The sequence below is a fragment of the Plantactinospora sp. B6F1 genome, assembly GCF_040120695.1.
In the GTDB taxonomy this organism is placed as follows: domain Bacteria; phylum Actinomycetota; class Actinomycetes; order Mycobacteriales; family Micromonosporaceae; genus Plantactinospora.
The window spans coordinates 142965-169239 of the sequence record NZ_JBEEAC010000015.1; the positions used below are offsets into that span (position 1 = coordinate 142965).

Genomic DNA, 26275 nt, shown 5'->3' on the forward strand with positions numbered 1-26275 from the left:
GTTCCGTAGATGCGGGGGCCCTTCCCAACCGCCCTCACGAGGAGAGCGACGATGCGACTGTTCCGCAGCAGAGACCGGAAGAACATCCGCCCCAGCCTCGCCATCGCCACCACCGCGCTCACGGTGCTGGCCTGCACCACCGTGCCGGCGGGCCCGGCCAGCGCCGCCGACGCCCCCTACGACGTGCTGGTCTTCTCCAAGACCGCCGGGTTCCGGCACGACTCGATCGCCGCCGGCACCCAGGCGATCCGCGAACTCGGCGCCGCGAACAACTTCACCGTGACCGCCACCGAGGACGCCACCCAGTTCACCACCGCCAACCTCGGCCAGTACGAGGCGGTGGTCTTCCTGAACACCACCGGCGACACCCTGAACGCCGCCCAGCAGAGCGCGTTCGAGTCGTACATCCGCAGCGGCAAGGGGTACGTCGGGGTGCACGCCGCCGCCGACACCGAGTACGACTGGCCGTTCTACGGCAACCTGGTCGGGGCGTACTTCGCCTCGCACCCGGCGATCCAGCAGGCCAACGTGAAGGCGGTGGACCGGGGGCACGCGGCAACGGCCCACCTGCCGCGGACCTGGACCCGCACCGACGAGTGGTACAACTACCGCACCAACGCCCGGTCCAGCGCCCGGGTGCTGGCCACCCTCGACGAGTCGTCGTACTCCGGCGGCGGGATGGGGGCCGACCACCCGCACGCCTGGTGCAAGACGTACGAGGGCGGCCGCTCCTTCTACACCGGCGGCGGTCACACCCAGGCGTCGTACGCCGAGCCGGCGTTCCGGGCGCACCTGCTCGGCGGCATCCGGTACGCGGCCGGCCGGACCAGGGCGGACTGCCGGCCCGAGTCCGGCTACACCACCCTCTACGACGGCTCCACCACCGGCTGGTCCCAGGCCGGACCGGGCAGCTTCAGCAACTCCGACGCCACGCTCACCTCGGTCGGCGGGATGGGCCTGTACTGGTACAGCGCCAGGCAGTTCACCTCGTACTCGCTGAAGCTGGACTGGCGGATGGCCGGCGACGACAATTCCGGGGTCTTCATCGGCTTCCCGCCCTCGTCCGACCCGTGGTCGGCGGTGGACAACGGCTACGAGATCCAGATCGACGCCACCGACGCGGCCGACCGGACCACCGGCGCGGTCTACACCTTCAAGTCCGCCGACATCGCGGCCCGGGACGCCGCGCTCAACCCGCCGGGCGAGTGGAACGGCTACGAGCTGCTGGTCGAGGGGGAGCGGCTGCGGATCTACCTCAACGGTGTGCTGATCAACGACTTCACCAACACCGACCCGGTCCGGTCGCTGGCCGGGCACGTCGGCATCCAGAACCACGGCACCGGCGACGACGTCGCGTTCCGGAACATCCGGATCAGGGAACTCGACGGCGGCCCCGGCCCGGAACCCGGCCCGAACACCACGGTGCAGGCCGAGGCGTTCAGCGCACAGAGCGGGGTCCAGGTGGTCGGCAAGGCCGGCGCCATCGGCGGATCGACGATCGGGTACCTGGACCCGGGTGACTGGGCGGCGTACCACGGGCAGAACCTGACCGGGGTCACCTCGCTGCGGGCCCGGGTCGTCTCCGGCGGTGCCGGCGGCACCCTCCAGGTCCGGACCGGCTCGCAGACCGGGCCGGTGCACGGCACCGCGACGATCTCCAACACCGGCGGCTGGGAGAGCTACGCCGAGGTGAGCACCGCGCTGACCGGGCTGCCGGGCGGGACCCAGAACCTCTACCTCACCGTCGCGGGCTCCGGCAGCGGACTCTACGACGTCGACGAGTTCACCCTGGTGCGCTCGGGTGATGGCGGCACCGGGACCGGGCCGATCGTCGGGCTGGCCGGCAAGTGCCTGGAGATCGACGGCGGCGGCACCGCCGACGGTACGCAGGCACAGATCAACACCTGCGTCGCCGGCTCGGCCCGGCAGACCTGGACGAGGAACGGTCAGACCCTCCGGGCCCTGGGCAAGTGCCTCGACGTCTCCGGCGCGGGTACGGCGAACGGCACCAGGATCCAGCTCTGGACCTGCAACTCCACCGGGGCCCAGAACTGGGCGCCGCAGGCCGACGGCACATTGCGCCATCCCGGCTCGGGCAAGTGCCTGGACGTCTCCAACAACAGTTCGGCGGACGGCCAGGACGTACACCTGTGGCAGTGCATCGCCGGTGCCGCCAACCAGCGGTGGACGTTGCCCTGAGGCGAGCGGCCCCGGCCCGGGGACGGCACCGGTTGCCGGGTCGGGGCTTCCTCGGGCGCCGGGGACGCCCCGGGTTGCCGGGTCGGGGCTTTCTCGGGCCGGTCGGCAGGGCCTAGAGTGGTCGTGGCGATCCCCGGCGCTGGCCGGCGACCGGGCGGGAGGCGCAACCCGTCCGGCTCAGGTGCGGTTGCGCACGTGCCGACCACACCGCCGGGGGAGTTTCCGCCACCGTTCCGGACGGTCACCCTCGCCCCGGTCCACCGGCGCCGAGCCGGCGCAGTCGCGAATCCCGCGTGACCGACAGGGAGAAAGACCATGGCGCGACCCATCACGCTCTTCACCGGCCAGTGGGCCGACCTACCGTTCGAGGAGGTGTGCCGGCTGGCCTCGGAGTGGGGCTACGACGGGCTGGAGATCGCCTGTTGGGGTGATCACTTCGAGGTCGACAAGGCGCTCGCCGACGACTCGTACGTCGACCGCAAGCGCCAGACGCTGGCCAAGTACAACCTCAAGGTCTGGACGATCTCCAACCACCTGGTCGGGCAGGCGGTCTGCGACCACCCGATCGACGAGCGCCACCGGGACATCCTGCCGGCCCGGATCTGGGGTGACGGGGAGTCGGAGGGGGTCCGGCAGCGGGCCGCCGAGGAGATCAAGGACACCGCCCGGGCGGCGGCGAAGCTCGGCGTCAAGACCGTCGTCGGGTTCACCGGCTCGTCGATCTGGCACACCCTGGCGATGTTCCCGCCGGTTCCGCCGTCGATGATCGAGAAGGGCTACCAGGACTTCGCCGACCGGTGGAACCCGATCCTCGACGTCTTCGACTCCGTCGGGGTGCGCTTCGCGCACGAGGTGCACCCGAGCGAGATCGCGTACGACTACTGGACCACGAAGCGGACCCTGGAGGCGATCGGGCACCGGCCGGCGTTCGGGCTGAACTGGGACCCGTCGCACTTCGTTTGGCAGGAACTCGACCCGGTGAACTTCATCTTCGACTTCGCCGACCGGATCTACCACGTCGACTGCAAGGACGCGAAGGTGCGTACCGGAGACGGGCGGCGGGGCCGGCTCTCGTCCCACCTGCCCTGGGCCGACCTGCGCCGGGGTTGGGACTTCGTCTCCACCGGGCACGGCGACGTGCCGTGGGAGGACTCGTTCCGGGCGCTGAACGCGATCGGCTACGACGGCCCGATCTCGATCGAGTGGGAGGACGCCGGGATGGACCGGCTGGTCGGTGCGCCCGAGGCGTTGCAGTTCGTCCGCCGGCTCGCCTTCGACGCCCCGAGCGCCGCCTTCGACGCCGCGTTCAGCAGCAAGGAGTGAGACGCTCCCGCCGCGAACGGTGCGGGCCGACCCGGGATCGGGTCGGCCCGCACCGTCACGCGGGTTGGTACACCTGCCCACAGGGGCGTGCCCCGGTGCTCAGAGCATCGTTCCCCTGCGCTCGGAGCGTTGTTTCCGGCTCAGAACGTGGTGCCGTTCGTTCCCGACGCCGCCCGGGAGGCGGGGGCGGTCGTCGACGACTTGGTGGTCGAGCCGGCCTTCGCACCCGACCCGGACGTCGTGCCCGATCCGGACGTCGTAGTCGACCCGGACGGGGTGGTCGAGCCGGACTTCGCGCTCGATCCCGTTGAGGTCGACCCGGAGGCCGAACCCGATCCGGCGGCCGCGTCCGGGCGACCGCTGTCGTCGTTGCCCGACTCTGCCGGACTGCCGTTGCCAACGGCGAGCTTCTCGCCGAGCCGGGTGTGACCGAGCCGGTCCTTGCCCTCGGTGTACAGGCGGGAAGCCTGGGCCTGAGCCACCCCGGCCGCCTCCTGCACCGTCGGGTGGTCGAGGACCTTGCGACCCTTGAGAACCAGCTCCTCGTACCTCTCCCGGCCCGCGCGGGCGCCCAGGACGAAGCCCACAGCCAGCCCGCCGACGAACCACAGCTTTCCGCGCATGACGGCTCCTCTCCGTATTCTGACGCGGTCAGCGCCCTCGGTTGTCCCGGTGGGCGACCGTGTCGCGCCTGCGTCATCTGTCCCCAGGCCGGTACCCATCCTCCACCGATGTCATGCCTGCTCGTGGCCCGCCGTGCCGTTTTGTCCAGATATCAGGCATCGGGCGCCGTGCTGACAAACCCGGTAGCCCAGCAGCCCCGGCTGTCCTGTACTCTTGTCCCGTCGCCCGGCGCTGGAGAGATCCGGCGCCGGTCAAAGCGATCCCCCGTAGCTCAATTGGCAGAGCAGCCGGCTGTTAACCGGCAGGTTTTTGGTTCGAGTCCAAACGGGGGAGCTTTTCCAACATCCCGCCCGTCGGCCCCGCCGACGGGCATCGTCGTATCTGGGGCCCGTCCGGCACCGGTCAGCCACGGCGGTCACCTCTTTGGCGTGATGCACCGCGCCCGTACCGGCACGCGCTGGCCGGACGGCGCGCCGGGCACGGAACGGATGGGTGGGAGATGGCTGGATCGCGGCGTCGCGGCGCCATCCTGATCGCCGCCCTGGTCGCCGTCGGCTGGTTGGCGGTCGGTGCGCTGTCGGCGCCGTACCCGGGCAGGCTCAGCGGGGTCGCCACCAACGACAACGCGGTGTTCCTGCCGGCCGACGCCGAGGCCACCCGGGCAGAGCGGCTCGCCGCCGGATTCGTCGAGCGCCAGACCATCCCGGCGCTGGTCGTCTACGTCCGGGACAGTGGCGTCACCGACGCCGACCGGCAGCGGGCCAGCGCGGACGCGACCCGGTTCGCCACCGTACCGGGGGTGGTCGCGCCGCTGCCGCCGCCGGTACCCAGCGCCGACGGCAAGGCGCTCCAGGTGATCGTGCCGGTGGACAACGCCGAGGACGACCGGGCCCGGGCGGCGGTCGACGAACTGCGCCGGATCGCCGGAAAGGGCGACGCCGGCCAGGTCATCGTGGTCGGCGGTCCGGCCGGACTGCTCGGCGACCTGATCGAGGTCTTCTCGTCGCTGCACGGGCCGCTGCTGTTGGTCACCCTCGCCGTGGTACTCGTCATCCTGCTGGTGGTCTACCGCAGCCCGGTGCTCTGGGCCATCCCGCTGCTGGCTGCCGGTCTGTCGTACGCGCTCGCCGCCGTGGCCGTCTACTTCCTGGCCAGGAGCGGCGTGATCACGTTGAACGGACAGGCCCAGGGCATCCTCACCGTGCTGGTCTTCGGGGCCGGCACCGACTACGCCCTGCTGCTGATCGCCCGCTACCGGGAGGAGCTGTCCCGGCACCACGACACCTGGACGGCGATGCTCGCCGCCTGGCGGGGCGCCGCCCCGGCCATCCTCGCCTCCGGCGGCACCGTCATCGCCGGGCTGCTCTGCCTGCTGCTCTCCAGCCTCAGCTCCAACCAGGCCATGGGGCCGGTCGCGGCGCTCGGCATCGGCGCCACCCTGGTGGTGATGTTGACCTTCCTGCCGGCGATGCTGCTGCTCGGTGGGCGGTGGGCGTTCTGGCCCCGGTCGCCGTACGTCGAGCAGACCGCCTCGGTCGGCCGGCTGTGGGAACCGGTCGCGCGCTTCATCGCCCGCCGGGCCCGGCTCGTCTGGGTACTGACCACCCTGGCCCTGATCGTGCTCGGCTTCGGCCTGACCCAGCTCGGCGCCACCCGGCTCGGCCAGTCCGAGCAGTTCACCAACCGGACCGACTCGGTGATCGCCCAGGACGTGATCGACGAGCACTATCCCGGCGGACTGGGCAGCCCGGTCACCATCTTCCCGCTGGCCGGTGCGGCCGACCGGGTGCGGGCGGCGGCCCGCTCCGTACCGGGGGTGGCCGAGGTGCGTACCGTCCCGGCGGACGACGCCAACGCGCCCGGCCCGGCATCCGGGCCGGGCGCGTCCGGCGGCCCACCGAAGGTGGTGGACGGCCGGATCCAGCTCCAGGCCACCCTGACGGCGCCGGCCGACAGCGCCGAGGCGGAGCAGACGGTACGCGAGCTGCGCGTCGCCGTGCACGGGGTGCCGGACGCGGACGCGGTGGTCGGCGGCCCCACCGCGGTCGGCGTGGACATCAACGACGCCACCACCCGGGACCGGAACGTGATCATCCCGGCGGTGCTCGGCGTGATCGCGGTGATCCTGGCCCTACTGCTCCGGGCCCTGCTCGTGCCGATCCTGCTCATCCTGACGGTGGTGCTGTCGTTCCTGGCCACCCTCGGGCTCTGCGCCTTCCTCTTCCGGTACGGCTTCGGCTTCCCCGGCGTCGACGCGTCGTTTCCGCTGTTCGCGTTCGTCTTCCTGGTGGCGCTCGGCATCGACTACAACATCTTCCTGATGAGCCGGGTACGGGAGGAGTCCGTGCGTCAGGGCACCCGGCCCGGAGTGCTGCGCGGGTTGGTGGTCACCGGCGGGGTGATCACCTCCGCCGGATTCGTGCTGGCCGCGACCTTCTCGGCGCTGGCCGTACTGCCGCTGGTGGTCCTGGTCGAGCTGGGGTTGGCGGTCGCCCTCGGCGTGCTGCTGGACACCATCGTCGTACGGTCGCTGCTGGTGCCGGCGTTGACCTACGACATCGGGCCGGCGGTCTGGTGGCCGTCCCGGCTGTCCCGGATCCCCGACCGTCCCGGTCGGGAGGGGACGTGACTGCCGAGCTACCGGCGCAGACCGATGTGGTGATCGTCGGCGGTGGGCTGGCCGGGCTCGCCGCCGCCCGCCGGCTGCACCGCGCCGGCACGCCCTGGCTGCTGGTCGAGGCCGCCGAGCGGCTCGGCGGCCGGGTCGGCACCGACAGCGTGGACGGGTACCTGATCGATCGCGGCTTCCAGGTGGTGAACACCGGCTATCCCCGGCTGTCCGCCCTGGTGGACCTGACCCCGCTCAGGCTCGGCCTCTTCACCCAGGGCGTGATGGTGCGCCGGGGCGAGACCCTGCACCGGATGGCGCACCCGCTGCGGGACCCGTTCGGCGCCGCTCGTACGGTGCTGACCGGCCTCGCCGACGCGGCCGGGGTGGGCCGGCTGGCCCACACCGGGAACGTCGGTCGGGTGGCCGGTGGCGCGCTTGCCGACGTACCCCGGATCAGCAGCGTGGGTCGGGCCGGCGACCGGCTCCGGCTGGCCGCGCTGGCGGCCCGGTGTGCGAGCTACCCGGCGGGCCGGCTGCTCGCGGCCCCGGAGACCAGCACCGAGGCGGCGCTGCGCCGGGCCGGGCTCTCCGACCGGATCGTCGAGGAACTCCTCCGGCCGTTCCTCTCCGGAGTCTTCGGCGAGCGGGAGCTGAGCACCTCCAGCCACGTCTTCGCGATGATCGTCCGGTCCTTCGCCCGGGGCCGGATCGGGCTGCCGGCGGCCGGGATCGCGGCCCTGCCGGAGGCGGTCGCCGCCCCGCTGCCGGAGTCGCTGATCGTCCTCGGCGTCGGCGCCACCTCGCTGCGCCCCGGGCTGGTTCGCACCTCGGCGGGCGCGGTCCGCTGCCGGGCCGTACTCGTCGCCACCGACCCGGCCACCGCGAGCGTCCTGCTGCCATCCCTCGGCCGGGTACGCATGAACGCCCTGACCACCTACTACCACTCGACGGTCGAACCCCCGCTGGAGGAACCGATCCCGCTGCTCGACGGGGACCGGCGGGAACTCGTCGCGAACACGGTCGTGGTCAGTCGCGCCGCGCCGTCGTACGCCCCGGCCGGGCGGCACCTGGTGGCGACCTCGGTGGCCGGTCCGACGGCGCCGCCGGAGCCGCTGGTCCGGGCCGAACTCGCCCGACTGTACGGCCGCCCGGTCGACGACTGGGAGCACCTGACCACCGTCCCGGTGCCGGAGGCGCTGCCGGCCGCGTTGCCGCCGCAGGGACGGCTGCGCAAGCCGGTGGCGCTGGGGGAGGGACTCTTCGTGGCCGGGGACCACCGGGGGAGCCCGTCCGCGCAGGGAGCGCTGGCCAGCGGCTGGCGGGCGGCCGGGGCGATCAACCGGTACCTGGAGGGCTGATCCCGCCCGCACCGGTCGCGGACCCGACCGGCCGCTCGCCGGTCACCCGATGTCGATGCCGGTTGGTATTCTCGCCGTGCCGGAACCGCCGAGGCGGTGTCGAACCGGTGAGATCCGGTGTGCCGGAGACGGCTGATTCGATCTTCACTGGTGGACGCCACACGTCGATGTCGGCCGACGCTGTGCCGGAGTTACTATTTTCGGCGCCAGTTGGGGGGCGGTAGCTCAGCAGGTTAGAGCAGGGGACTCATAATCCCTCGGTCGCGGGTTCGAGTCCCGCTCGCCCCACCAAGACCGTGACCTGCTGTTGTGCCGCTGCGGCTTTGCCATTACGCGAACCAGTGCCGTGGTCGGCGCTCGGCTTGGTGGGCGTTGTGCTGTCTTCCGGCGGACTGCGATTTGGCAAGCGCAACCGACCGAGTCGGGTGTTGCCGGCTCATCCCCGGTGGCGGTGCATCACCGGAATCCCGTCCTCGGCCAGCTCGACCCGATCCGCCACCAGGCCGTCCAAGCCCAGCGGCAGGGTCAGCACGCGGTGGGCTCCGGTCCGAGTGCCCGGTTCTGAGACCCCTCGGTATTCAGCGTTGCTATCTACCAGTACCTAGTGCTACTGTATACCGGTAGTCAGTGGTGCTTAGTAGCGAAGGGTGGCGGCATGGGCAACCAGATGACCGAGATGCTGAAGGGCACTCTCGAAGGCATCGTCCTGGCGATCCTGGCCCGCAGATCCGCGTACGGCTACGAGATCACCGCGTGGCTGCGCGACCGCGGATTCTCGGACATCGCGGAAGGCACCATCTACGCGCTGCTCGTCCGGGTCGAGCAGCGCGGGTTCGTGGACGTGGAGAAGGTTCCCTCCGAGAAAGGCCCCCCGCGGAAGGTGTACTCGCTCAACGCGAAGGGGCGGGAGCAACTCGCCGAGTTCTGGAGGACGTGGAGCGTCCTCGCGGAACGCATCGAGCAACTCCACCACAACGACCATCGACAGGACGAAGGAGCATGAGCATGGCTGCGAAGTGGATCGAGACGCTTGTCGGGTCGCTTGAGCAGAAGAAGCAGTACAAGTACCACATGGCCCGCATGGAGGCCCTGCCGGAGCCCTATCGCAGCGCGGCCAAGGCCCTTCAGCGGTACTTCATGTACCACGGAGGGATTCTCGACGGGGACACGCTCGTCACGATGCTCGGCGACTTCGTCGACCTCTGGGAGCGTGCGGTCGCCGACGGAACGCCGGTCCGGGCGGTCGTCGGCGACGACCCGGTCGAGTTCGCCGAGACGTTCCTGCAGGCGTACTCCGGCAAGCAGTGGATAGACAGGGAACGCGAGCGCCTCCGGAAGGCGATCGACGCCGCCGCCGGCGGAAACGGCGAGGAGAAGGGTGCATGACGACCAGGACGCGCGAACCCGCGATCAGGGTGCGGGCCATCACAAAGTCCTACCAGGACCTACCCGTGCTGCGGGGCGTCGACCTCGACGTGGCATCCGGGAGTATCCTCGCTCTGCTCGGCTCGAACGGCGCCGGAAAGACCACGCTGGTACGGATCCTGTCGACGCTGCTCAAGGCGAACGCCGGCACCGCGACCGTGCACGGCTTCGACGTCGCCTCGGCCCCGGGCGACGTACGCAAGTCGATCAGTCTGACCGGCCAGTTCGCCGCAGTCGACGAAGTGCTCACCGGCCGGGAGAATCTGGTCCTGGTCGCGAAGCTCCGCCATCTGAGGAACCCGGGTGTGATCGCCGACGACATGCTCGCCCGCTTCTCCCTCACTGATGCCGGGAGTCGCCGGGCGGCGACGTACTCGGGCGGCATGCGCCGGCGGCTGGACATCGCGATGAGCCTTGTCGGCAACCCGCCGGTCGTATTCCTCGACGAGCCGACCACCGGCCTCGACCCGCAGGCCCGCATCGAGGTCTGGCAGACGGTGAAGCAGCTCGCCAGGGATGGTGTGACCATCCTGCTGACCACCCAGTACCTCGACGAGGCCGAGCAACTCGCCGACCGGATCGCGATCCTGCACAAGGGCAAGATCATCCAGAACGGCACTCTCGCCGAGCTGAAGCAGCTCCTTCCGCCCGCCACGATCGAGTACGTCGAGAAGCAGCCGACCCTCGAGGACATCTTCCTGGCCCTCGTCGGCGACACCGGTGACGCCGCCGGCAAGGCAGCCGGGTCGGGAGGAGAGGAATCACGATGACCGCCCACGCCCTGAGTGACACCGGAACCCTCACCGGCCGCTCTCTGCGGCACATCCTCCGCAGCCCGGACACCATCATCACCACAGCGGTCACCCCGGTCGCGCTGATGCTGCTTTTCGTGTACGTGCTGGGCGGAGCCATCAACACCGGATCCGACGAGTCGTACATCGACTACATGCTTCCGGGCATCCTGCTCATCACGATCGCATCCGGCATCGCCTACACGGCGTACCGCCTCTTCCTCGACATGCGGGGCGGCATCTTCGAGCGCTTCCAGTCGATGCCGATCCCGCGACCTTCCGTGCTCTGGGCGCATGTCCTGACCTCGCTCGTCGCCAACCTGGCCTCGATCGTGATCGTCACAGGCGTCGCGCTGATCATGGGGTTCCGCACCGGCGCCTCCGTAGCGGACTGGCTCGCTGTCGCCGGCGTCCTGATCCTGTTCACCCTCGCCCTCACCTGGATCGCCGTGATAGCGGGGCTGTCCGCCAAGACCGTCGACGGCGCGAGCGCCTTCAGCTACCCGCTGATCTTTCTGCCCTTCATCAGCTCGGCGTTCGTTCCCACCGACTCGATGCCTGGCCCCGTCGCCTGGTTCGCCGAGAACCAGCCGGTGACGTCCATCGTCGATACTCTCCGCGCGCTGTTTGCGCAGCAACCCGTCGGCGCCGACATCTGGATCGCCCTCGCCTGGTGTGCCGGCACGCTCGTGGCCGCCTACGCCGCCGCGACAGCGATCTACCGCAAGAAGATCAGCTAGCCGATCGCACGAAGGCAGCGCCGCATCCGCAGGAATGCGCCGCTGTCTTCGTGCGTAGTTCCGTCTTGTGCGGGATTGGCTTGGATCGGCGGCCTCCTAACGTACCATCGCGCTCAGGGGCTATCATCGCCAGATGGCGATGACAGATGGGGAGTGCGTGACCGCGAACATCGCGGCCGGGATGACTCCGGCGGTGGCCCTGTTCCGGTCGTTGGCCGACGAGACGCGGCTCCGGATCGTGCGGCGACTCACCGCGGGTGAGGCGCGGGTCGTGGACCTGACCACCGAACTCGGGATGGCCCAGTCGACCGTCTCCAAGCACCTGGCCTGCCTTCGCGACTGTGGCCTGGTGGACTACCGCACCGAGGGCCGGCAGTCGTTCTACACGCTGACCCGTCCGGAGTTGATGGATCTGCTCCAGGCCGCCGAGGGTGTGCTCGCGGCGACCGGTTCGGCGGTCGAGCTGTGCCCCAGCCATGGTGCTGCTGGCTTCGAGACGGTGACCGGATGAGTCCGCGAGACCGGATGAGCGCGAACGACGGTGCCGGTTCAGTGGCTGACCCGGCCGAGCGACGCTTCGGGCTCAAGACCGGAGTCGTCGTGGGGCTGGCCGACGACGATGTGGTGCGGGCGCTCGGCATCCGGTACGCGGAGGCGGCGCGGTTCGCTCCTCCCGTCCAGGTCACCCGATACGACGCACCGGTCAACGCGTTCCGGCGGGCCCCGGCCGCGCCGCAACTGCCGCCGAAGCTCTTCGCCCGGTTGATCGGCGACGACGACCTGGGCACGGACGAGAACTGCCAGCGGCTCTCGGTCACCGCTCCGGCCGATCTCGGCGCCGACGAGCGGCTGCCGGTGTTGGTCTGGATCCATGGCGGCGGCAACGTCGCCGGTGCCGGTGATTTCGCACACTACGATCCGCGTGCGTTGGTGGTCGAACAGCGCGTGATCGTCGTCACCGTCACCTATCGCCTCGGGATGCTCGGCTTCCTCGGCGACGGCGCCGAGGTGCCGGCAAACCTCGGCCTGCTCGACCAGTTGACGGCCCTGCGGTGGATCCGGGACAACATCAGCGCGTTCGGCGGCGACCCCGATCTGGTCACGGTCTTCGGCCAATCCTCGGGCGCCGCCGCCATCGCGTACCTGATGATCAGCGACGGCGCCGAGGGTCTGTTCCGGCGGGCGATCATGCAGAGCGCCCCACTGGCCGTCGCGGCGGGCCGGGCCGCCATGACCGAGGCGATGCTCGCGGCGGTCGGTGTGCTGTCGCGGGACGCCCCGGTCGAGGAGATCCTCGCGCTGCAGCCGGTGGCCGAGCGGGCGGCGCGGGGACATGGGATGGCGAGCAGAATGCCGTTCGACGTGCAGCCGGGTCTTCCGCCGGTGCCCGATGGGGCCGAGCGGGACGCGGCATGGCGGGAGGCGGCCGGGCGGGTCGATGTCCTGATCGGCTGCACGCTGGAGGAGACCGGGGTGATCGGGGCACTGGTGCCAGCCCTGAACGGAGTGTTCCGGTTGCCGGTGCTCGGTCACGTCGTGCGGCGACTGATCGTCACGCCGTCCACCCGCAGCATGTACGAAACCCCCGCCCGACAGTTCGTCGCCCGGCACCGGGCCGCTGGCGGTCGCGCGTACCGGTACCGCATGACCTGGCGGCCGGACGACAACGGGTACGGCGCCGCACACCTCACCGACCTGCCACTCCTGCTTGGCACCCGCCAGGCGTGGGAAGGAGCGGCACTGCTCGGGTCGGCCGACTGGGCCGATGTGGACCGCCGCGGTCGCGTCGTTCGCCGCATCTGGGCCGAGTTTGCCCGCACCGGCACGGTGCCGGACGTCGGGGAGAGCGACACGATCAGCCTTTTGCCGGACTGACCGCCGGTGGGCGGGCGCGCCGATCACCGGAATGCCAGCGCGAGCAACCCCTGATCCAGACCCACCAGCAGGGTGTCGCCCACCGTGCAGCAGGCGAGGGCCGGATGGTAGACCGGGATCTTCCGCAGCATCCGGCCGGTCATCGGATCCCAGATTCGCACCGTACGGTCCCGGCTGGTCGACGCGACCAGGTCCCGGCCGCCGACCCGCACCAGGCTCAGCCCGGTCACCGCGGCGGTGTGCCCGATGAACCACCGGACCGGTTGACCCTGTTCGGCGTCCCACATCCGGATGGTGTGGTCCGCGCTGCCCGACACCAGCGCTGGCCGGCCGGCCACGGTGACACCGCAGAGCGCGTTCACGGCATCCTGGTGGCCCTGCTGGGTCCAGAGCGGTGCGTCGCCACCGCCCCACAGCATCACGGTGCCGCTCTTGTCCGCCGAGGCGAGCGCCTCGACGCCCCGCCAGTCGACCGTGGCCAACGCCGTCACCCAGGCGCGGGTGACGTGGCCGAGCAGGACCTTGCGTACGCCGCCGGTGTGCGGGTGCCACAACCGGATGGCCTGGTCGTCCCCGGCGGAGGCGACCAGGCACTCGCCCCGCACCACGATCGGGCAGATCGCCGCGACCCGGTCGTGGTGTTCGGTCATCTCCCGCACCGGCGAGCCGTCCCGGACGTCCCAGGACTCGACCACGTTGTCGTCGTGGGCGGTGAGGACCAGCGGCTCCTCGTCGTCGGCCACCGCGCAGATCGCGTTGACCGCGCCGCCTGACGTGCTGAACTCCCGTACCCGCTCGCCGGTGTCGACGTCCCAGAAGCGCACCTGGCCGTCGCCGTCACCGGAGGCGACCAGCGTCGACCCCTCGCCCGGGACTCGGCAGAGCGCGCGTACCGATCCGAACCTGTCCTGGTCGGCGACCGTGTCGGGCGGTTGACCTCCGGCCGGATCCCACAGCCGGACCGTGCCGTCGTCTCCGGCGGTGGCCAGCATCCGGTCCTTCGCCGTCCGCAGTTCGCAGACCGCGCGGATCCAGTTCGCGTGCCCGCGCAGGCTCGGCCGCTGCGTCCAGGTCGGTACCTCCCACAGCCGGATGAGCCCGTCCTCACCGGTGGTGACCAGCAGACAACCGCCGTTGACGTCGACCGTGCAGAGGTCGGTCACCGGCCCGCCGGTGTCGAGGACCCGGACGCACCGGCCGGTCAACGGATCCCACAGCCGTACGGTGCCGTCGTAGCCCGCCGAGGCGAGCAGGGTGCCGCCGGGGGCGCGGACCGCGTACAGCGTGGTGACCCATCCGGTGTGGCCGGCGAGCACCCGTGTCGGCTCGGCATCGGCGGTCGGCTCCCAGATCCGGACCAGGCCGTCGTAGCCGGCGGACGCCAGCAGGTGGCGGTCACCGGCCGGCAGGTAGGTCACCGCCGTCGCCCAACCGGCGTGCCCGGCCAGCACGTACCGGGCGGAGCCGGTTGCCGGGTCCCAGACCCGTACCGTCCGGTCGTCCCCGGCCGAGGCGAGCAGGTCGCCGCCGGGGAGCGGAATGGCGCAGATGTTGCGTACCCAGTCGCCGTGCCCGAGCAGCTCGTGCCGGCGGTGGCCGGTCCGCGGCTCCCAGAGGCCGATCGTGCCGTCGTGGCTGGCGGTGGCGATCAACACCTCGTCGTCACCGGTTCGGACCGCGCACACCCCGCGGATCGTGTCGTCGTGGCAGGTGAAGACCTGCTCGGCCTGGTTGGTCAACGGATCCCAGAGCCGGACGGTGCCGTCGTCACCGACGGAGGCGAGCAACCGTCGACTGTCGACCTCGACGGCGGCGACGTCGTAGACGGCTTGGGAGTGCCCGTCCAGCACACTGCGTTCCTGTCGAGGTGGGGTGTGTGCCCACCGGGCACGGTACGGCGCGGCGTTGGCCACGATCCCGCTGCCGAGCCGGTCGAGGCGGTCGACGACCGAGAAGAGTGCGGCCCGCTCGGCCGGCCCCGCCGCCACCGCCAGCGGGGTGCGCTGCAACAGCTTCGCCCGGGCGGCCGGCAGCGGCGCCATCGGGGCCCGCTCCGCGTCGGTGACCGTGAGCAACCGGTCCAGGTGGGCGTGCAGCAGGTAGTCCTCGTCGGCGAGCAGCCGCTCGACGAGCCCGGCCCGGACGGCGTGCTGGGGCAGCGACCGCAGCAGGTAGTCCGGTGCGTCCGCCCAACCGGCGGCGCCGGCCAGATCCGTCCAGGCGGAGACCAGCCGCTGCTGGTCGCCGCGGCGGGAAGCGCGGGCGTCGCGGTCGGCGAGCAGCGCGTCGTTGAGGGCCTGGTGGAAAAGCCGGTACGCGGGCTGCGCCCCGCTGCCCGTCTCGACCAGGAAGTTCGCCGCCGAGGTACGGGCGAAGGTGCCGAGTTCCGCCTCGGTGACCGTTCCGCCGAGGGCCGCTGTCGCGGTCTGCCACAGGGACAGCGGCAGCCCGGGCGTCTCGGCGTACGCCAGGGCGGTCAGCGCCAGCCGGGCGGGTGTCGAGCCGGCCGCCGGCAGGCCCGATAGGTAGGCGTCCAGCGCGTGTGCCACGGTGGCGGTGAACGACACCGAGGCCGGATCGACGGGTGCGGTGTCACGCAGCGCGTGTGCCCGGGCGACGAGGCCGGCGACCAGGAAGTTTCCCTTCGCCAGGGCGGCTATCCGGCGGGCGAGCGGCGCCGCCACGGTGGCGGCGGCGTACGGGTTGGCCGGCCGCTCGGCGCCGAGCAGTTGCAGGGTCGCCTGGGCGTAGTCGGCGAGGTCGGCTTCGGCGAAGTACTCCGGGGTGTCCAGATCGACCAGTTCGGCGTCGTCGCCGAAGCAGGCGATCAGATCGCCCCGGTCGTCACAGCGACGGGTGCCGACCACCACCCGAATCCCGTACCGGCCGCAGTTGCGGACCAACGCCAGCAGGATGTCGTCGACGACCACCCGCGCATCGCCTGGGTCCGCCGTCTCGTCGAGCGCATCGATGATCAGGGTGAACCGGCTACGCCGGCCGTGCAGCCGCTCGCGTACCGCCGGCATCAGGTCGGCGGGTGCGCCGGGCAGGTCGACGGCGACCGCCCGGGCGATCTCCCGCGCCACCTCGACGGCGGTCTTGCCCTTGGCGTGCACGGCGCAGGAGACCGAGCCGATCGAGGCTTGGATGGCGGCGTCAGCGCCGGACAGGGATGCCCGGATCTGTCGGTCGGCGGTGGTGACGATCCGGCCGAGGACGGCGGACTTTCCCACGCCGGGCGATCCGGTGACGATCAGTGCCCGGGTTACCGGTGCCGGGCGATCGATCCAGTCGACGATCCGGCGCAGGGCCGCGGTTCGGCCGCGGAACCGGGCGCCACCCTCGGTGTCGACCGCCACGCCCCTGGCCCGAGGCAGCCAGTGCCGACCGGCTTCCCCGTCCCTGCGCAGCGTCCAGCCCCAGGCAGAGAGCGCGGCGTCATCGGCGTCCTCGGCTCGCCAGGCGGAGAGCGTCCGCAGCTTCATCTCGGGTAGCTGTTCGTCGGCGTAGTAGAGCGTCACGGCCTGGCCCTTGCCCTGGGCGTCCGCGGAGACCACGACCCCGATCACCGCCTGGTACTCCGGGGACCAGACGGCACCGCCGCTGAACCCCTTGCCGAGCACGCCCCCGGCGTCGCCGTTGACCATCACGTGTCCCCAGCCACCGACCTCGGTCAGGGTCCCGGTGACCGGGCTGCCGCCGGTGATTCCCCGCGGGAACCCGTACGTCCAGAAGGGGCGCCCGACGAGCGGTTTCGGTCGCAGACAGCGGAGTCGTGCCGGTACGACGGTGGCCGGGACGGGCTCGACCAGTTCGAGGACGACCAGGTCGACGTGCGCCGCCCGCTTGCCGTCGTGCAGGCACTGCCGGACCCTGCGCCGGTCGAAGTAGTTGACCCTCGACGCGAGGGGAAAGCTGACCCAGAGATCGTCGTAAAGGCCGCCGTTGGCCGCGAACGCCACGTGGTGACAGGTGAGGACGAGGTTCGTGTCGATGACGATGCCGGCGCCGACCGGCGTGTCCTGGTTCTCTCCCCGATGGAGGGCGACTGCCCACGGGCTGTCCTCAGGGACTGCTGCCACCGGCCACTCCGTCCGTCAGTGCCCCGGCCCGGTGTCGCTCTGCACGGATCCGCGCGGATGCCAGTGCAGAGTGACTTCGAAGTTTCCTTCCGTGGTCGCCCGGGCGACCACCCAGTTCGCCGTCCCGGTCGCCTTGACTCCGAACTTCACCTCGACCGCGTCGGGGGAGACCGCCTTCACCTGCTCCAGCAACTCCTTGGCGGCGGCCAGCGCCGGTGCGGCGGCCTCCCGTACCCAGCCGGCGACATCGCCGACCCCGGCGGGCTGGAAACCCGCGGGCGGTTCTACCTCGATCAGCGCGACCGTCTTGTCGTCCACCTGGTAGCGGACCACCTCAGACTGCACCGGTAACCTCCGTGGCTGGTCCGGCGGAAAGGGACGAACGAGGGTTTCGGCGCGCCGCGATCGCCGATTCGGCCCCCTCGCCGATCAGCCATGCTCCCCCCTGTCTCCGATATTTGGCAACGGGCGAATACATGATCACGAACCATCGCTCCGAACAGGTGTTTCAGGCACCCCCTTCGGGCTGCATTACTGAAGATCCACTCAATCGGCGGTGTCAGTTATCTGCGCCCCTGCACGTGACCTTGCGCTTGCCCGGTGGCGTCGGCAGAATCGGCGCGGGCACGGGTCACCCCGTTGCCAGACCCGGATCACCGGCCACCCCCTGAGTCTTCGCTCAACCCCGTGTGCCTGGTCGAAGACTCGTGCCACAGAGGAGCATCCGCATGTCGGAAAAGGAACTGACGCTCGTTGACCGGTGCATTCTCGTCACGTTAATGATCAAGGCCACCCCGCTGCCGCAGACCTATTTCACCAACATCGCGGGGATCGGCCTGAAAGCGGAGCATCGCCGCAGACTGCTCTCCCGCGAACTGATCGAGGTCACCGAGAAACCGATCACGTTGGCCCTGACTGACGAGGGATGGCGCCGGGCAGCCGAGGAACTGGGCGCGGAGGCGCCGAGGGGCGCGGGCAGCACCGGTGGAGCCCTCTACGTCGCACTCGACTTCCTGCGCCGGCTCATCGACCATTCGGGCACCCGGGCCGACGACCTGTTCCGGTTGCAGATCAGCGGCGGTGACGTCGTCTCGGCGCTGGCCGCCGCCCCGCCGCCGGCCCCCGGCCCGGCACCGGACCGGGACGCCGACGTGGCGACGATGGTGCGGCGGACCTACCAGGAACTGGCGGGCAGGCCCGGCGACTACGTGATGCTCTCCGAGCTGCGCTCCGCGCTCGGCGACCTGCCCCGTGCGGAGGTGGACGCCGCCCTGGTCCGGCTGAACCGGGAGCGGAACGTCCACCTTGTCCCCGAGTCCAACCAGAAGGTACTCCGGCCGGAGGAGCGGGCCGCCGCAGTGAACATCGGCAACCAGGACAAGCACCTCATCGCCATCTCGTCATGATCACGGAGGAGGAGCAGAGGGCACTGGCCGCGCTGCGGTTCAACTGGGCTCCGACCCCGGACGACGTCTGGAAACCGACGCCGTTCCACGTCGAGGGCCTGCACCGCGACATCACCGGGATGGTGCTGGACAGCGTCGCGGAGGCGGACGACAGCGCCGACTCCAGCCCGGTGGGCGTGGCCATCCTCGGCCAGCGGGGCACCGGCAAGACCCACCTGCTCGGCGTGGTGCGCCAGCAGGTGCAGCGGCGGGGTGGCTTCTTCTTCCTGGTCAGCCTGCTGGAGGCGAGCGCGTTCTGGCGCAGCACCGCGATGTCGATGCTGGCGGACTTCGCCAGGCCGATGCCGGACGGTACGACGCAGCTGCGCACGTTCCTGCGCGGCCTGGCGGATCTGGTCGGCGCCCAGCGGGCGGTACGCCGGGCGGTCACCGGGGACACCGAACTCAGCCGACCCGCGCTCGACGCCTTCGTCGACCTGATCCGTAAGACGAACCGGCAGATCGGCACCGAATGCCAGGACACCGCCCGCGCGCTGGTGCTCTACGCCGCAGAGTCCCCCGCCCTGCAGGACATCGGCTACGACTTCCTCTGCTCCAGCGACGAGGAGGAGCCGGGCTCGCGCGCGACCTGGGGCGTACGGCGGAACAAACGGGCACCCCAGGAGGTGGTCCGGGACGCGTCCCGGTTGCTGGCCATGGTCGGCCCGACGGTGATCGCCGTCGACCAGATCGACCTGATGGTCGCGCAGTCCGTCAAGACGACGCACGCCGACGCCAGGGGTGAGACCGACTGGCAGACGTCGCTGCTCTTGGAGCAGATCGCCAGCGGTCTGATGTCGTTGCGGGAAACCACCCGGCGATCGCTCTCGGTCGTCTCCTGCCTGCCGCAGACCTGGCAGAACGTGAAGGAGCAGGCCACCGACACGGTGCAGGACCGGTTCCGGGAAGCCGTCTGGCTTAAGGAGATCCCCTCCACCGAGGTCGGGCGGGAGTTGGTCGAGAAGCGGTTCGCGATGGCCTTCGGTGAGCTGGGTTTCCGGCCGGCGTACCCGACCTGGCCGGTCCACCCCGCCGCGTTCGACGAGGTGGTCGACTTCACCCCACGCGAGTTGCTGCGCCGGATCGACACGCACGTCCGGGCCTGCCTCGCGGCCGGCGAGGTACGGGAACTCACCCACCTGCTGCACTCCGCCGACGACCGGGCGAACGTCGACGCCACACCGGCCCCGGCGGTCCGTACGCCACCGGCCGGCAGCCGACCGGACGAGTTCGGCAAGATCGACACCAGGTACGCGGAGTTGATCGCCGCTGCCGATCCCGAGCCCGCCGTAGTCCAGCAGTCCGAGGACTCCCGGGTCCCGGTGCTCCTCCAGGCCGGGCTGACCGCGTGGATAGCCGAGCAGGGCGCCGCTGCGGAGGAGTTCAGCCTCGACCCGCTCCCCGCCGGTGGGAAACCGGCCCTGCACGCACGGTTGCGCCACAGCCTCGACGAGGCGAGCGAGGACGAGGAACACTGGTCCTTCCGGGCGATCTCCGCGCCGCACCACATCGCCGCGCTCAACCGGATCCGCAACGCGATCACCACCGCCGGGCTCACCGAGGGGGTCGCCAAGCGCAGGCTCTTCCTGCTGCGCAGCGCGCCGTGGTCGGCTGGCGCCCGTACCCGGGAGGTGCTGGACGCCTTCGAACGGGCCGGCGGCCGGACGATCGCCTTTCCCGCCGCGGACGTCAGCCGACTTGCGGCCCTGGAGCAGCTCATCCAGCACTTCGGGCTGGAGAGCCTGCGGCCGTGGTTCGCGGAACGGCGACCCGCCGCGGAGGTCACCTGTCTGCGGGAGGCGTTGGCCAGCGGGCGCGACGCGGTCGGGGAGCCAGGGCAACCGCTCGTCGCGGGGCCGGATCCAGGGCCCGAGCCGCGGCCATCGGTCGATCTCGGTGAGCGGCTCCCGTCGGTGTCGGCGCCGCAGCCCGAATCCGGATCGGGCCCGCCTTCGCCGGCCCGGGCGGTCGGTCGGGCGTCGGTCCCGGCGGCGCCGCGATCCTCCGGGCCCGCGCCCCAGCCTGCCGAGCCGGCCGCGGCTGGGACCGTGCCCCAACCTGCCGAGCGGGCCGCGGCTGGGACCGTGCCCCAGCCTGCCGAGCCGGCCTCGGCTGAGACCGTGCCCCGGTCGACCGAGACGGAGTCCGAGCCGATCGACCTGGCTCGTGGATCCCGGCCGGTCGCCTGGATCGATCCGCACCAGCTGGCACTCGGCACGGTCGCCGGGCGATCCGATCCGGTGCGGATCGGCCTGGAGTCACTGCGCCGCCACATGGTCGTCTTCGCCGGCTCCGGCTCCGGAAAGACCGTCCTGCTCCGCCGGTTGATCGAGGAGTGCGCCCTGCGCGGCGTCTCCGCCATCGTCCTCGACCCGAACAACGATCTGGCCCGGCTCGGCGAGGCGTGGCCAGTGCAGCCGACCGGGTGGGGGCCGGACGACGCGGACCGGGCGGCGGCGTACCTGTCCGCGACGGATGTCGTGATTTGGACACCGGGCCGGCAGAGCGGCCGGCCGCTGACCTTCCAACCGCTGCCCAGGTTCGCGGACGTGCTCGACGACCCGGACGGGTTCACCGGGGCGGTAAACGCCGCCGTCGCCACGCTCGCCCCGCACGCCCGGGTCGACGGCGGCACGGACAAGGCGCGGCTCGGCCGGGCCGTGCTGCGCGAGGCCCTAGTCAGCTACGCCCGGACCGGCGCCAACGACGTGCGCGAGTTCACCGAGGTACTCAACGAGCTGCCGGACGGGGTGAGCCAGCTCGACGGCGCACCGAAACTGGCGGCGAGCATGGCGCAGCTGCTCAAGGCCGCACAGATCAACGACCCGCTGTTCGGCGGTGCCGGCGCGCCCGTGGATCCTGGTGAGCTACTCACCCCGGCGCCGGGCCGGCGCGCCCGGGTGTCGGTGATCAGTTTTGTCGGGTTGCCCGACGATCAACAGCGGCAGAGCTTCGTCAACCAGCTCCAGCTGGCGCTCTTCACCTGGATCAAGCGCCACCCGGCCGGTGACCGGCCGCTCGGCGGGCTCTTCGTGATGGACGAGGCACAGACTTTCGCCCCGTCCGGGGCCGTCACCGCCTGCACCCAGAGCACCCTGGCGCTGACCTCACAGGCCCGCAAGTACGGACTCGGCCTGGTCTTCGCCACGCAGGCGCCGAAGGCACTGCACAACCAGATTCCCGGCAACGCCGCCACCCAGTTCTTCGGGCTGCTGACCGCACCGGTCCAGATCGAGGCGGCCCGGGACGTGGCCAGAGCGAAGGGCGTCGACATCGCCGACGTCGGCAAGCTGCGGACCGGCCAGTTCTACTCCGGGGTCGAGGGCGGCCGTTTCGTCAAGATGCAGGCGCCGCTGTGCTTGACCCATCATCCGCGCAGCCCGCTGACGACCGAGGAGGTCGTCCGCCGCGCGGCCGTGCCGGCAGGGTGATGTCGAGCCCATATTCTTGACTGATTCCAGATCAGCGGCCAGACTTCCGGGCGTGATGACGACCGTGGACTACCGGCAGATGCTGCGCGGTGCCGCGTTGCGGGTGACCCGTCCTCGGGTCGCCGTGCTCGACGCGGTCTACGCGCACCCGCATGCCGACACCGATTCGATCATCGGTGCCGTGCGTACGGATCTTCCCGACGTGTCCCACCAGGCCGTCTACGACTCGCTGCACGCGCTCACCGCGGCGGGCCTGATCCGCCGCATCCAGCCGTCCGGCTCGGTGGCCCGCTACGAGTCGCGGGTCGGGGACAACCACCACCACGCCGTCTGCCGGTCGTGCGGTCGCATCTCCGACGTCGACTGCGCCGTCGGAGAGGCGCCCTGCCTGATTGCATCCAACGACGGCGGCTTTTCGATCGACGAGGCCGAGATCATTTACTGGGGGCGCTGCCCCGACTGCTCCACCGCAGGCCCGCCCGGATCCACCGCAGGCCAGCCCGGAACCAGTTCCACCCGCAGGCCAGCCGGAACCCGTTCCACCGCAGGCCAGCCCCGAACCCTCTGATCCGCGAAGTCACGGAAGGAACCAGATGTCCGAGAACCACGAAGCCGTCGTCCACGACGCGGAGGCGGGCAGCGAGTCCCGCTGCCCCGTCGCGCACGGGCGTACCCCCCACCCGACCCAGGGTGGCGGCAACCGCGGTTGGTGGCCGAACCAGCTCAACCTGAAGATCCTCGCCAAGAACCCCGCGGTGGCCAACCCGCTCGGTGAGGAGTTCGACTACGCCGAGGCGTTCAAGTCCCTCGACCTGGCCGCGGTGAAGCAGGACATCGCGGAGGTGCTGACCACCTCGCAGGACTGGTGGCCGGCCGACTACGGGCACTACGGCCCGTTCATGGTCCGGATGGCGTGGCACAGCGCGGGCACCTACCGGATCAGCGACGGCCGCGGCGGCGCCGGCGCCGGCCAGCAGCGCTTCGCGCCGCTGAACAGCTGGCCGGACAACGGGAACCTCGACAAGGCCCGCCGGCTGCTCTGGCCGGTCAAGAAGAAGTACGGGCAGAGCATCTCCTGGGCCGACCTCCTGATCCTCGCCGGCAACGTCGCGCTGGAGTCGATGGGTTTCCAGACCTTCGGCTTCGCCGGTGGCCGCGTCGACGTGTGGGAGCCGGACGAGGACGTCTACTGGGGTCCCGAGAGCACCTGGCTCGGTGACGACCGCTACACCGGCGACCGTGAGCTGGAGGACCCCCTCGCAGCGGTCCAGATGGGCCTGATCTACGTCAACCCGGAGGGCCCGAACGGCAACCCGGACCCGATCGCCTCGGCCCGGGACATCCGGGAGACGTTCCGCCGGATGGCGATGAACGACGAGGAGACGGTGGCACTGATCGCCGGCGGCCACACCTTCGGCAAGACCCACGGTGCGGGCCCCACCGACCACGTCGGGCCGGAGCCCGAGGGCGCCCCGATCGAGGAGCAGGGTCTGGGCTGGAAGAGCAGCTTCGGCACCGGCAAGGGCGCGGACACGATCACCAGCGGTCTCGAGGTCACCTGGACCTACCACCCGACCCGGTGGGACAACGAGTTCTTCCACATCCTGTTCGCGTACGAGTGGGAACTGATGAAGTCGCCGGCCGGCGCGTACCAGTGGCGGCCCAAGCACGGCGCGGGCAGCGACATGGTGCCCGAGGCGCATGACCCGTCGAAGTACCGCGAGCCGCGGATGCTGACGACCGACCTCGCGCTCCGGTTCGACCCCGTCTACGAGCAGATCTCGCGGCGCTTCCGGGACAACCCGGACCAGTTCGCGGACGCGTTCGCCCGGGCGTGGTTCAAGCTGACCCACCGCGACATGGGCCCGGCCGTGCGCTACCTCGGCCCGGAGGTGCCGGCCGAGACGCTGGTCTGGCAGGACCCGATCCCGGCGGTGGACCACGAGCTGGTCGACGCCGCGGACGTCGCGGCGCTCAAGGCCCAGATCCTGGCCTCCGGACTGTCGGTGTCCCAGCTGGTCACCACCGCCTGGGCGTCGGCGTCGACCTTCCGGGGTGGTGACAAGCGCGGCGGCGCCAACGGGGCGCGCATCCGCCTGGAGCCGCAGAACGGCTGGGAGGTCAACGACCCCCACGAGCTGGCCCGGGTGCTGCACACCCTGGAGGGAATCCAGCAGGCGTTCAACGCCGCTCAAACCGGCGGGAAGAGGATCTCGATCGCCGACCTGATCGTGCTGGGCGGTTCCGCCGCCGTCGAGGAGGCGGCCAGGGCCGCCGGCCAGCCGGTGGAGGTGCCCTTCACACCGGGGCGTATGGACGCGTCGCAGGAGCAGACCGACGTGGAGTCGTTCGTGCCGCTGGAGCCGACGGCGGACGGGTTCCGCAACTACCTCGGCAAGGGCCACCGGCTTCCGGCCGAGTTCCTGCTGGTGGACCGGGCGAACCTGCTGACCCTGAGCGCGCCCGAGATGACCGTCCTGGTCGGCGGTCTGCGGGTGCTGGGTGCCAACTACCAGCAGTCGCCGCTGGGCGTCTTCACCACGACGCCCGGATCGCTGACCAACGACTTCTTCGTCAACCTGCTCGACCTGGGCACGACGTGGAAGCCGACGGCCGAGGACGCGAACACCTTCGAGGGCCGTGACTCCGCCACCGGCGAGGTCAGGTGGACGGGTACCCGGGTCGACCTCGTCTTCGGCTCCAACTCGGAACTGCGGGCGCTCGCCGAGGTCTACGCCAGCGACGACGCGCGGGAGAAGTTCGTCCGCGACTTCGTCGCGGCGTGGGTCAAGGTGATGAACCTGGACCGGTTCGACCTCGCCTGATTCCAGATCGGTCCCGGGCCGGCCCGTGCCGGTCCGGGACAGCCGCGAACCGCAGACGGCAGGTGCGCCCGCGAGGGCCGCACCTGCCGTCTGCGCTTGATACCGCTCGGCGTCAGCGACGTACCGGCCGGCGTCGCCGGCTCAGGTAGAGGAAGGCCGCACCGGCGATCAGCAGCAGCACACCGACCACGATGAAACTGATGGTCTTCGTGCCGGTGAGCGCCAGCCCACCACCGGCACCGGAGGTCGCCGTCTCGGCGTTCTCCTGGGCGGGCGGGCCCTGGGCGACGTTCGCCGCACCCGCCGGTGACTCCTCGGACGCCGGCTCGGTGGCCTGAGCGGTCGGCTTGGCAGCGCCACCTGCGGGCTTCTGCGGACTGGGCTTCTGACCGGCCGGTTGCTGCTTGTTGTCCGGCTTCTGCTCGGAATCGTCGCCGGCCGGCGGCTGCTGACCGCCGCTCGGGTTGCCGGCGGGGGGCTGCTCGTTCCCCGGCTCCTCGGCGGGCGGCTGCTCGCCGCCGGGGTTGCCGGCGGGCGGCTCCTCGCCGCCCGGGGTTTGCCCGTTGCCGGGCTCCTCGGCCGGGGGTTCCTCGTCATCCGGGTTCTCGGCCGGGGGCTGCTCGTTGCCCGGTTCCTCGGCCGGCGGCTGCTCGTTGCCGGGCTCCTCCGCCGGAGGCTGCTCCGGGGCCGGCTGGACCCGGATGCGGACCGAGTCGAGCGCGGGGATCTGGTTGGCCCGCACCATCATCGGGATGCGGTGCGAACCGTCACCGGCCCACGACGAGCACTGCGCGAGGCCGGCGGGCAGGCCGGGAACCTCGATGATCACCGAGTCCGGCTCGTCGCTGCCCTTGCCGTCCTCGGTAGCGACGAAGAACGCCGGTACCGGGGCCGGGTCGGCCGCCTCACTGGTGCTGGTCAGCATCCGGCAGGCGGTGTGGAAGTGACCCCGGACCAGGCCCTCGCCGTCGAGCAGGGAGGTCTCCAGGTAGTAGCCGCCCCGCCCGGCCGGCAGGAACCGGTCGCGGACGAGGTTGCGGGTGCTCACCACGAGCCGGAACGGCTCTCCCTCCCGTACGGTCCGTGGCGCCTGGGTGATCAGCAGGCTCGGGTTCTGCTCCGCGGCGCCGACCTCACCGAAGGCGGTCGCCACGCACCGGCCGCCCTCCTGGAAACCGGTGTGCGCGGGAAGGTTGCTCGCCTCGCAGTCGTCGCCGAGGGCGTCCAGGCCGCTGCCGCCCGGGGCGGCTCCGCCAGGGGTACCGGACGGGCTGGCCGGGCCGGTCGACGGCGGGCACTTCTCGTCGGACGTCGGCGGCGACGCCTCGGCGGTCGCGTCGTCCCCGGCGGCGCCGGGACTCTCGGACGCGGCGGCGGAGGGCGGCGAGCCAGGCTCGCAACCGGGGGCGGCTTGCTGGCTCTCCGCGTTGGAAATCTGTGTGACACCGACCAGGCCACCGAACACGGCGAGAGCGGCGGCCGCGGCAAGGAGGCGGCGGCGCTGGCCGGTACCGGTGGAGGCGCGACCGCGGTGCGACCGTCGCAT

At 71.3% G+C, this 26275-nt stretch carries 18 protein-coding genes and 2 tRNA genes; 16 read left to right on the forward strand and 4 right to left on the reverse strand.

Features of this window, described 5'->3' with window-relative positions:
• The first annotated feature begins 51 nt into the window (after window positions 1–51).
• Together ABNF97_RS20265 and ABNF97_RS20270 are read left to right on the forward strand one after the other, a co-directional pair.
• A complete protein-coding gene (locus tag ABNF97_RS20265; RefSeq protein WP_130460971.1) occupies window positions 52–2199 on the forward strand; it encodes a ThuA domain-containing protein in 2148 nt (715 codons plus the stop codon).
• Window positions 2200–2514: 315 nt separating this feature from the next.
• A complete protein-coding gene (locus ABNF97_RS20270) occupies window positions 2515–3522 on the forward strand; it encodes a sugar phosphate isomerase/epimerase family protein (RefSeq protein WP_349339420.1) in 1008 nt (335 codons plus the stop codon).
• Between the two features lie 140 nt (window positions 3523–3662).
• On the opposite strand, the gene ABNF97_RS20275 is transcribed toward ABNF97_RS20270, so the two are convergent.
• On the reverse strand, window positions 3663–4145 hold the full coding sequence (locus tag ABNF97_RS20275) for a hypothetical protein (protein WP_349339421.1): 483 nt from the start codon (window positions 4143–4145) through the stop codon (window positions 3663–3665).
• Window positions 4146–4406: 261 nt separating this feature from the next.
• On the opposite strand from ABNF97_RS20275, the gene ABNF97_RS20280 reads away from it, so the two are divergent.
• From ABNF97_RS20280 to ABNF97_RS20325, 10 genes are all read left to right on the forward strand, one after another.
• A tRNA-Asn gene (locus tag ABNF97_RS20280) sits at window positions 4407–4479 on the forward strand.
• 166 nt (window positions 4480–4645) lie between these two features.
• Window positions 4646–6775 carry an MMPL family transporter gene (locus ABNF97_RS20285; protein WP_130460968.1) on the forward strand — a complete coding sequence of 710 codons (2130 nt, stop codon included), beginning with the start codon at window positions 4646–4648 and terminating at the stop codon, window positions 6773–6775.
• Window positions 6772–8115: an FAD-dependent oxidoreductase gene (locus ABNF97_RS20290; RefSeq protein ID WP_349339422.1), complete on the forward strand. Its 1344-nt coding sequence runs from the start codon at window positions 6772–6774 to the stop codon at window positions 8113–8115. Before ABNF97_RS20285 ends, ABNF97_RS20290 begins: the two co-directional genes overlap by 4 nt.
• 214 nt (window positions 8116–8329) lie before the next feature.
• Window positions 8330–8406 (forward strand) — tRNA-Ile (locus tag ABNF97_RS20295).
• Window positions 8407–8770: 364 nt separating this feature from the next.
• Window positions 8771–9118 carry a helix-turn-helix transcriptional regulator gene (locus ABNF97_RS20300; protein WP_130460966.1) on the forward strand — a complete coding sequence of 116 codons (348 nt, stop codon included), beginning with the start codon at window positions 8771–8773 and terminating at the stop codon, window positions 9116–9118.
• A gap of 2 nt (window positions 9119–9120) precedes the next feature.
• The gene (locus tag ABNF97_RS20305) at window positions 9121–9501 is read left to right on the forward strand and encodes a DUF1048 domain-containing protein (RefSeq protein ID WP_130460965.1); all 381 of its coding nucleotides are present in this window, start codon (window positions 9121–9123) and stop codon (window positions 9499–9501) included.
• Window positions 9498–10310, forward strand: coding sequence for an ATP-binding cassette domain-containing protein (locus ABNF97_RS20310; RefSeq protein WP_130460964.1), 813 nt, complete (start codon window positions 9498–9500; stop codon window positions 10308–10310). The genes ABNF97_RS20305 and ABNF97_RS20310 overlap by 4 nt, the downstream gene beginning before the upstream one ends.
• A complete protein-coding gene (locus tag ABNF97_RS20315; protein ID WP_130460963.1) occupies window positions 10307–11071 on the forward strand; it encodes an ABC transporter permease in 765 nt (254 codons plus the stop codon). Before ABNF97_RS20310 ends, ABNF97_RS20315 begins: the two co-directional genes overlap by 4 nt.
• A gap of 133 nt (window positions 11072–11204) precedes the next feature.
• Window positions 11205–11582 carry an ArsR/SmtB family transcription factor gene (locus tag ABNF97_RS20320; RefSeq protein ID WP_349339423.1) on the forward strand — a complete coding sequence of 126 codons (378 nt, stop codon included), beginning with the start codon at window positions 11205–11207 and terminating at the stop codon, window positions 11580–11582.
• Window positions 11579–12946, forward strand: coding sequence for a carboxylesterase family protein (locus tag ABNF97_RS20325; RefSeq protein ID WP_349339424.1), 1368 nt, complete (start codon window positions 11579–11581; stop codon window positions 12944–12946). Before ABNF97_RS20320 ends, ABNF97_RS20325 begins: the two co-directional genes overlap by 4 nt.
• Window positions 12947–12969: 23 nt before the next feature.
• On the opposite strand, the gene ABNF97_RS20330 is transcribed toward ABNF97_RS20325, so the two are convergent.
• Window positions 12970–17028: an AAA family ATPase gene (locus tag ABNF97_RS20330; RefSeq protein ID WP_349339425.1), complete on the reverse strand. Its 4059-nt coding sequence runs from the start codon at window positions 17026–17028 to the stop codon at window positions 12970–12972.
• Between the two features lie 15 nt (window positions 17029–17043).
• Window positions 17044–17373 carry a CU044_2847 family protein gene (locus ABNF97_RS20335; protein ID WP_130460960.1) on the reverse strand — a complete coding sequence of 110 codons (330 nt, stop codon included), beginning with the start codon at window positions 17371–17373 and terminating at the stop codon, window positions 17044–17046.
• 383 nt (window positions 17374–17756) lie between these two features.
• On the opposite strand from ABNF97_RS20335, the gene ABNF97_RS20340 reads away from it, so the two are divergent.
• The 4 genes from ABNF97_RS20340 to katG are packed head-to-tail and all read left to right on the forward strand — an operon-like array spanning window position 17757 to window position 24729.
• On the forward strand, window positions 17757–18434 hold the full coding sequence (locus ABNF97_RS20340; protein ID WP_130460959.1) for a hypothetical protein: 678 nt from the start codon (window positions 17757–17759) through the stop codon (window positions 18432–18434).
• Complete coding sequence (locus tag ABNF97_RS20345) at window positions 18431–21904, forward strand: ATP-binding protein (RefSeq protein WP_349339426.1); 3474 nt, start codon at window positions 18431–18433, stop codon at window positions 21902–21904. The genes ABNF97_RS20340 and ABNF97_RS20345 overlap by 4 nt, the downstream gene beginning before the upstream one ends.
• A gap of 55 nt (window positions 21905–21959) precedes the next feature.
• Window positions 21960–22472 carry a Fur family transcriptional regulator gene (locus tag ABNF97_RS20350; RefSeq protein ID WP_502930527.1) on the forward strand — a complete coding sequence of 171 codons (513 nt, stop codon included), beginning with the start codon at window positions 21960–21962 and terminating at the stop codon, window positions 22470–22472.
• 25 nt (window positions 22473–22497) lie between these two features.
• Window positions 22498–24729: a catalase/peroxidase HPI gene (katG, locus tag ABNF97_RS20355; protein ID WP_349339427.1), complete on the forward strand. Its 2232-nt coding sequence runs from the start codon at window positions 22498–22500 to the stop codon at window positions 24727–24729.
• A 112-nt stretch (window positions 24730–24841) separates the two neighbouring features.
• Here katG and ABNF97_RS20360 read toward each other — a convergent pair whose 3' ends face one another.
• Window positions 24842–26275, reverse strand: coding sequence for an LPXTG cell wall anchor domain-containing protein (locus ABNF97_RS20360; protein ID WP_349339428.1), 1434 nt, complete (start codon window positions 26273–26275; stop codon window positions 24842–24844).

Excerpts from the sequence above, each read along its gene's own strand:
- ABNF97_RS20315 (WP_130460963.1), top strand. The coding sequence starts at position 10,307 with ATGACCGCCCACGCCCTGAGTGACACCGGAACCCTCACCGGCCGCTCT.
- ABNF97_RS20300 (WP_130460966.1), top strand. The coding sequence starts at position 8,771 with ATGGGCAACCAGATGACCGAGATGCTGAAGGGCACTCTCGAAGGCATC.
- ABNF97_RS20325 (WP_349339424.1), top strand. The coding sequence starts at position 11,579 with ATGAGTCCGCGAGACCGGATGAGCGCGAACGACGGTGCCGGTTCAGTG.
- ABNF97_RS20345 (WP_349339426.1), top strand. The coding sequence starts at position 18,431 with ATGATCACGGAGGAGGAGCAGAGGGCACTGGCCGCGCTGCGGTTCAAC.
- ABNF97_RS20305 (WP_130460965.1), top strand. The coding sequence starts at position 9,121 with ATGGCTGCGAAGTGGATCGAGACGCTTGTCGGGTCGCTTGAGCAGAAG.
- ABNF97_RS20270 (WP_349339420.1), top strand. The coding sequence starts at position 2,515 with ATGGCGCGACCCATCACGCTCTTCACCGGCCAGTGGGCCGACCTACCG.
- ABNF97_RS20340 (WP_130460959.1), top strand. The coding sequence starts at position 17,757 with ATGTCGGAAAAGGAACTGACGCTCGTTGACCGGTGCATTCTCGTCACG.
- ABNF97_RS20285 (WP_130460968.1), top strand. The coding sequence starts at position 4,646 with ATGGCTGGATCGCGGCGTCGCGGCGCCATCCTGATCGCCGCCCTGGTC.
- ABNF97_RS20360 (WP_349339428.1), bottom strand. The coding sequence starts at position 26,275 with ATGCGACGGTCGCACCGCGGTCGCGCCTCCACCGGTACCGGCCAGCGC.
- ABNF97_RS20350 (WP_502930527.1), top strand. The coding sequence starts at position 21,960 with ATGACGACCGTGGACTACCGGCAGATGCTGCGCGGTGCCGCGTTGCGG.
- ABNF97_RS20275 (WP_349339421.1), bottom strand. The coding sequence starts at position 4,145 with ATGCGCGGAAAGCTGTGGTTCGTCGGCGGGCTGGCTGTGGGCTTCGTC.
- ABNF97_RS20265 (WP_130460971.1), top strand. The coding sequence starts at position 52 with ATGCGACTGTTCCGCAGCAGAGACCGGAAGAACATCCGCCCCAGCCTC.
- ABNF97_RS20310 (WP_130460964.1), top strand. The coding sequence starts at position 9,498 with ATGACGACCAGGACGCGCGAACCCGCGATCAGGGTGCGGGCCATCACA.
- katG (WP_349339427.1), top strand. The coding sequence starts at position 22,498 with ATGTCCGAGAACCACGAAGCCGTCGTCCACGACGCGGAGGCGGGCAGC.
- ABNF97_RS20320 (WP_349339423.1), top strand. The coding sequence starts at position 11,205 with ATGGCGATGACAGATGGGGAGTGCGTGACCGCGAACATCGCGGCCGGG.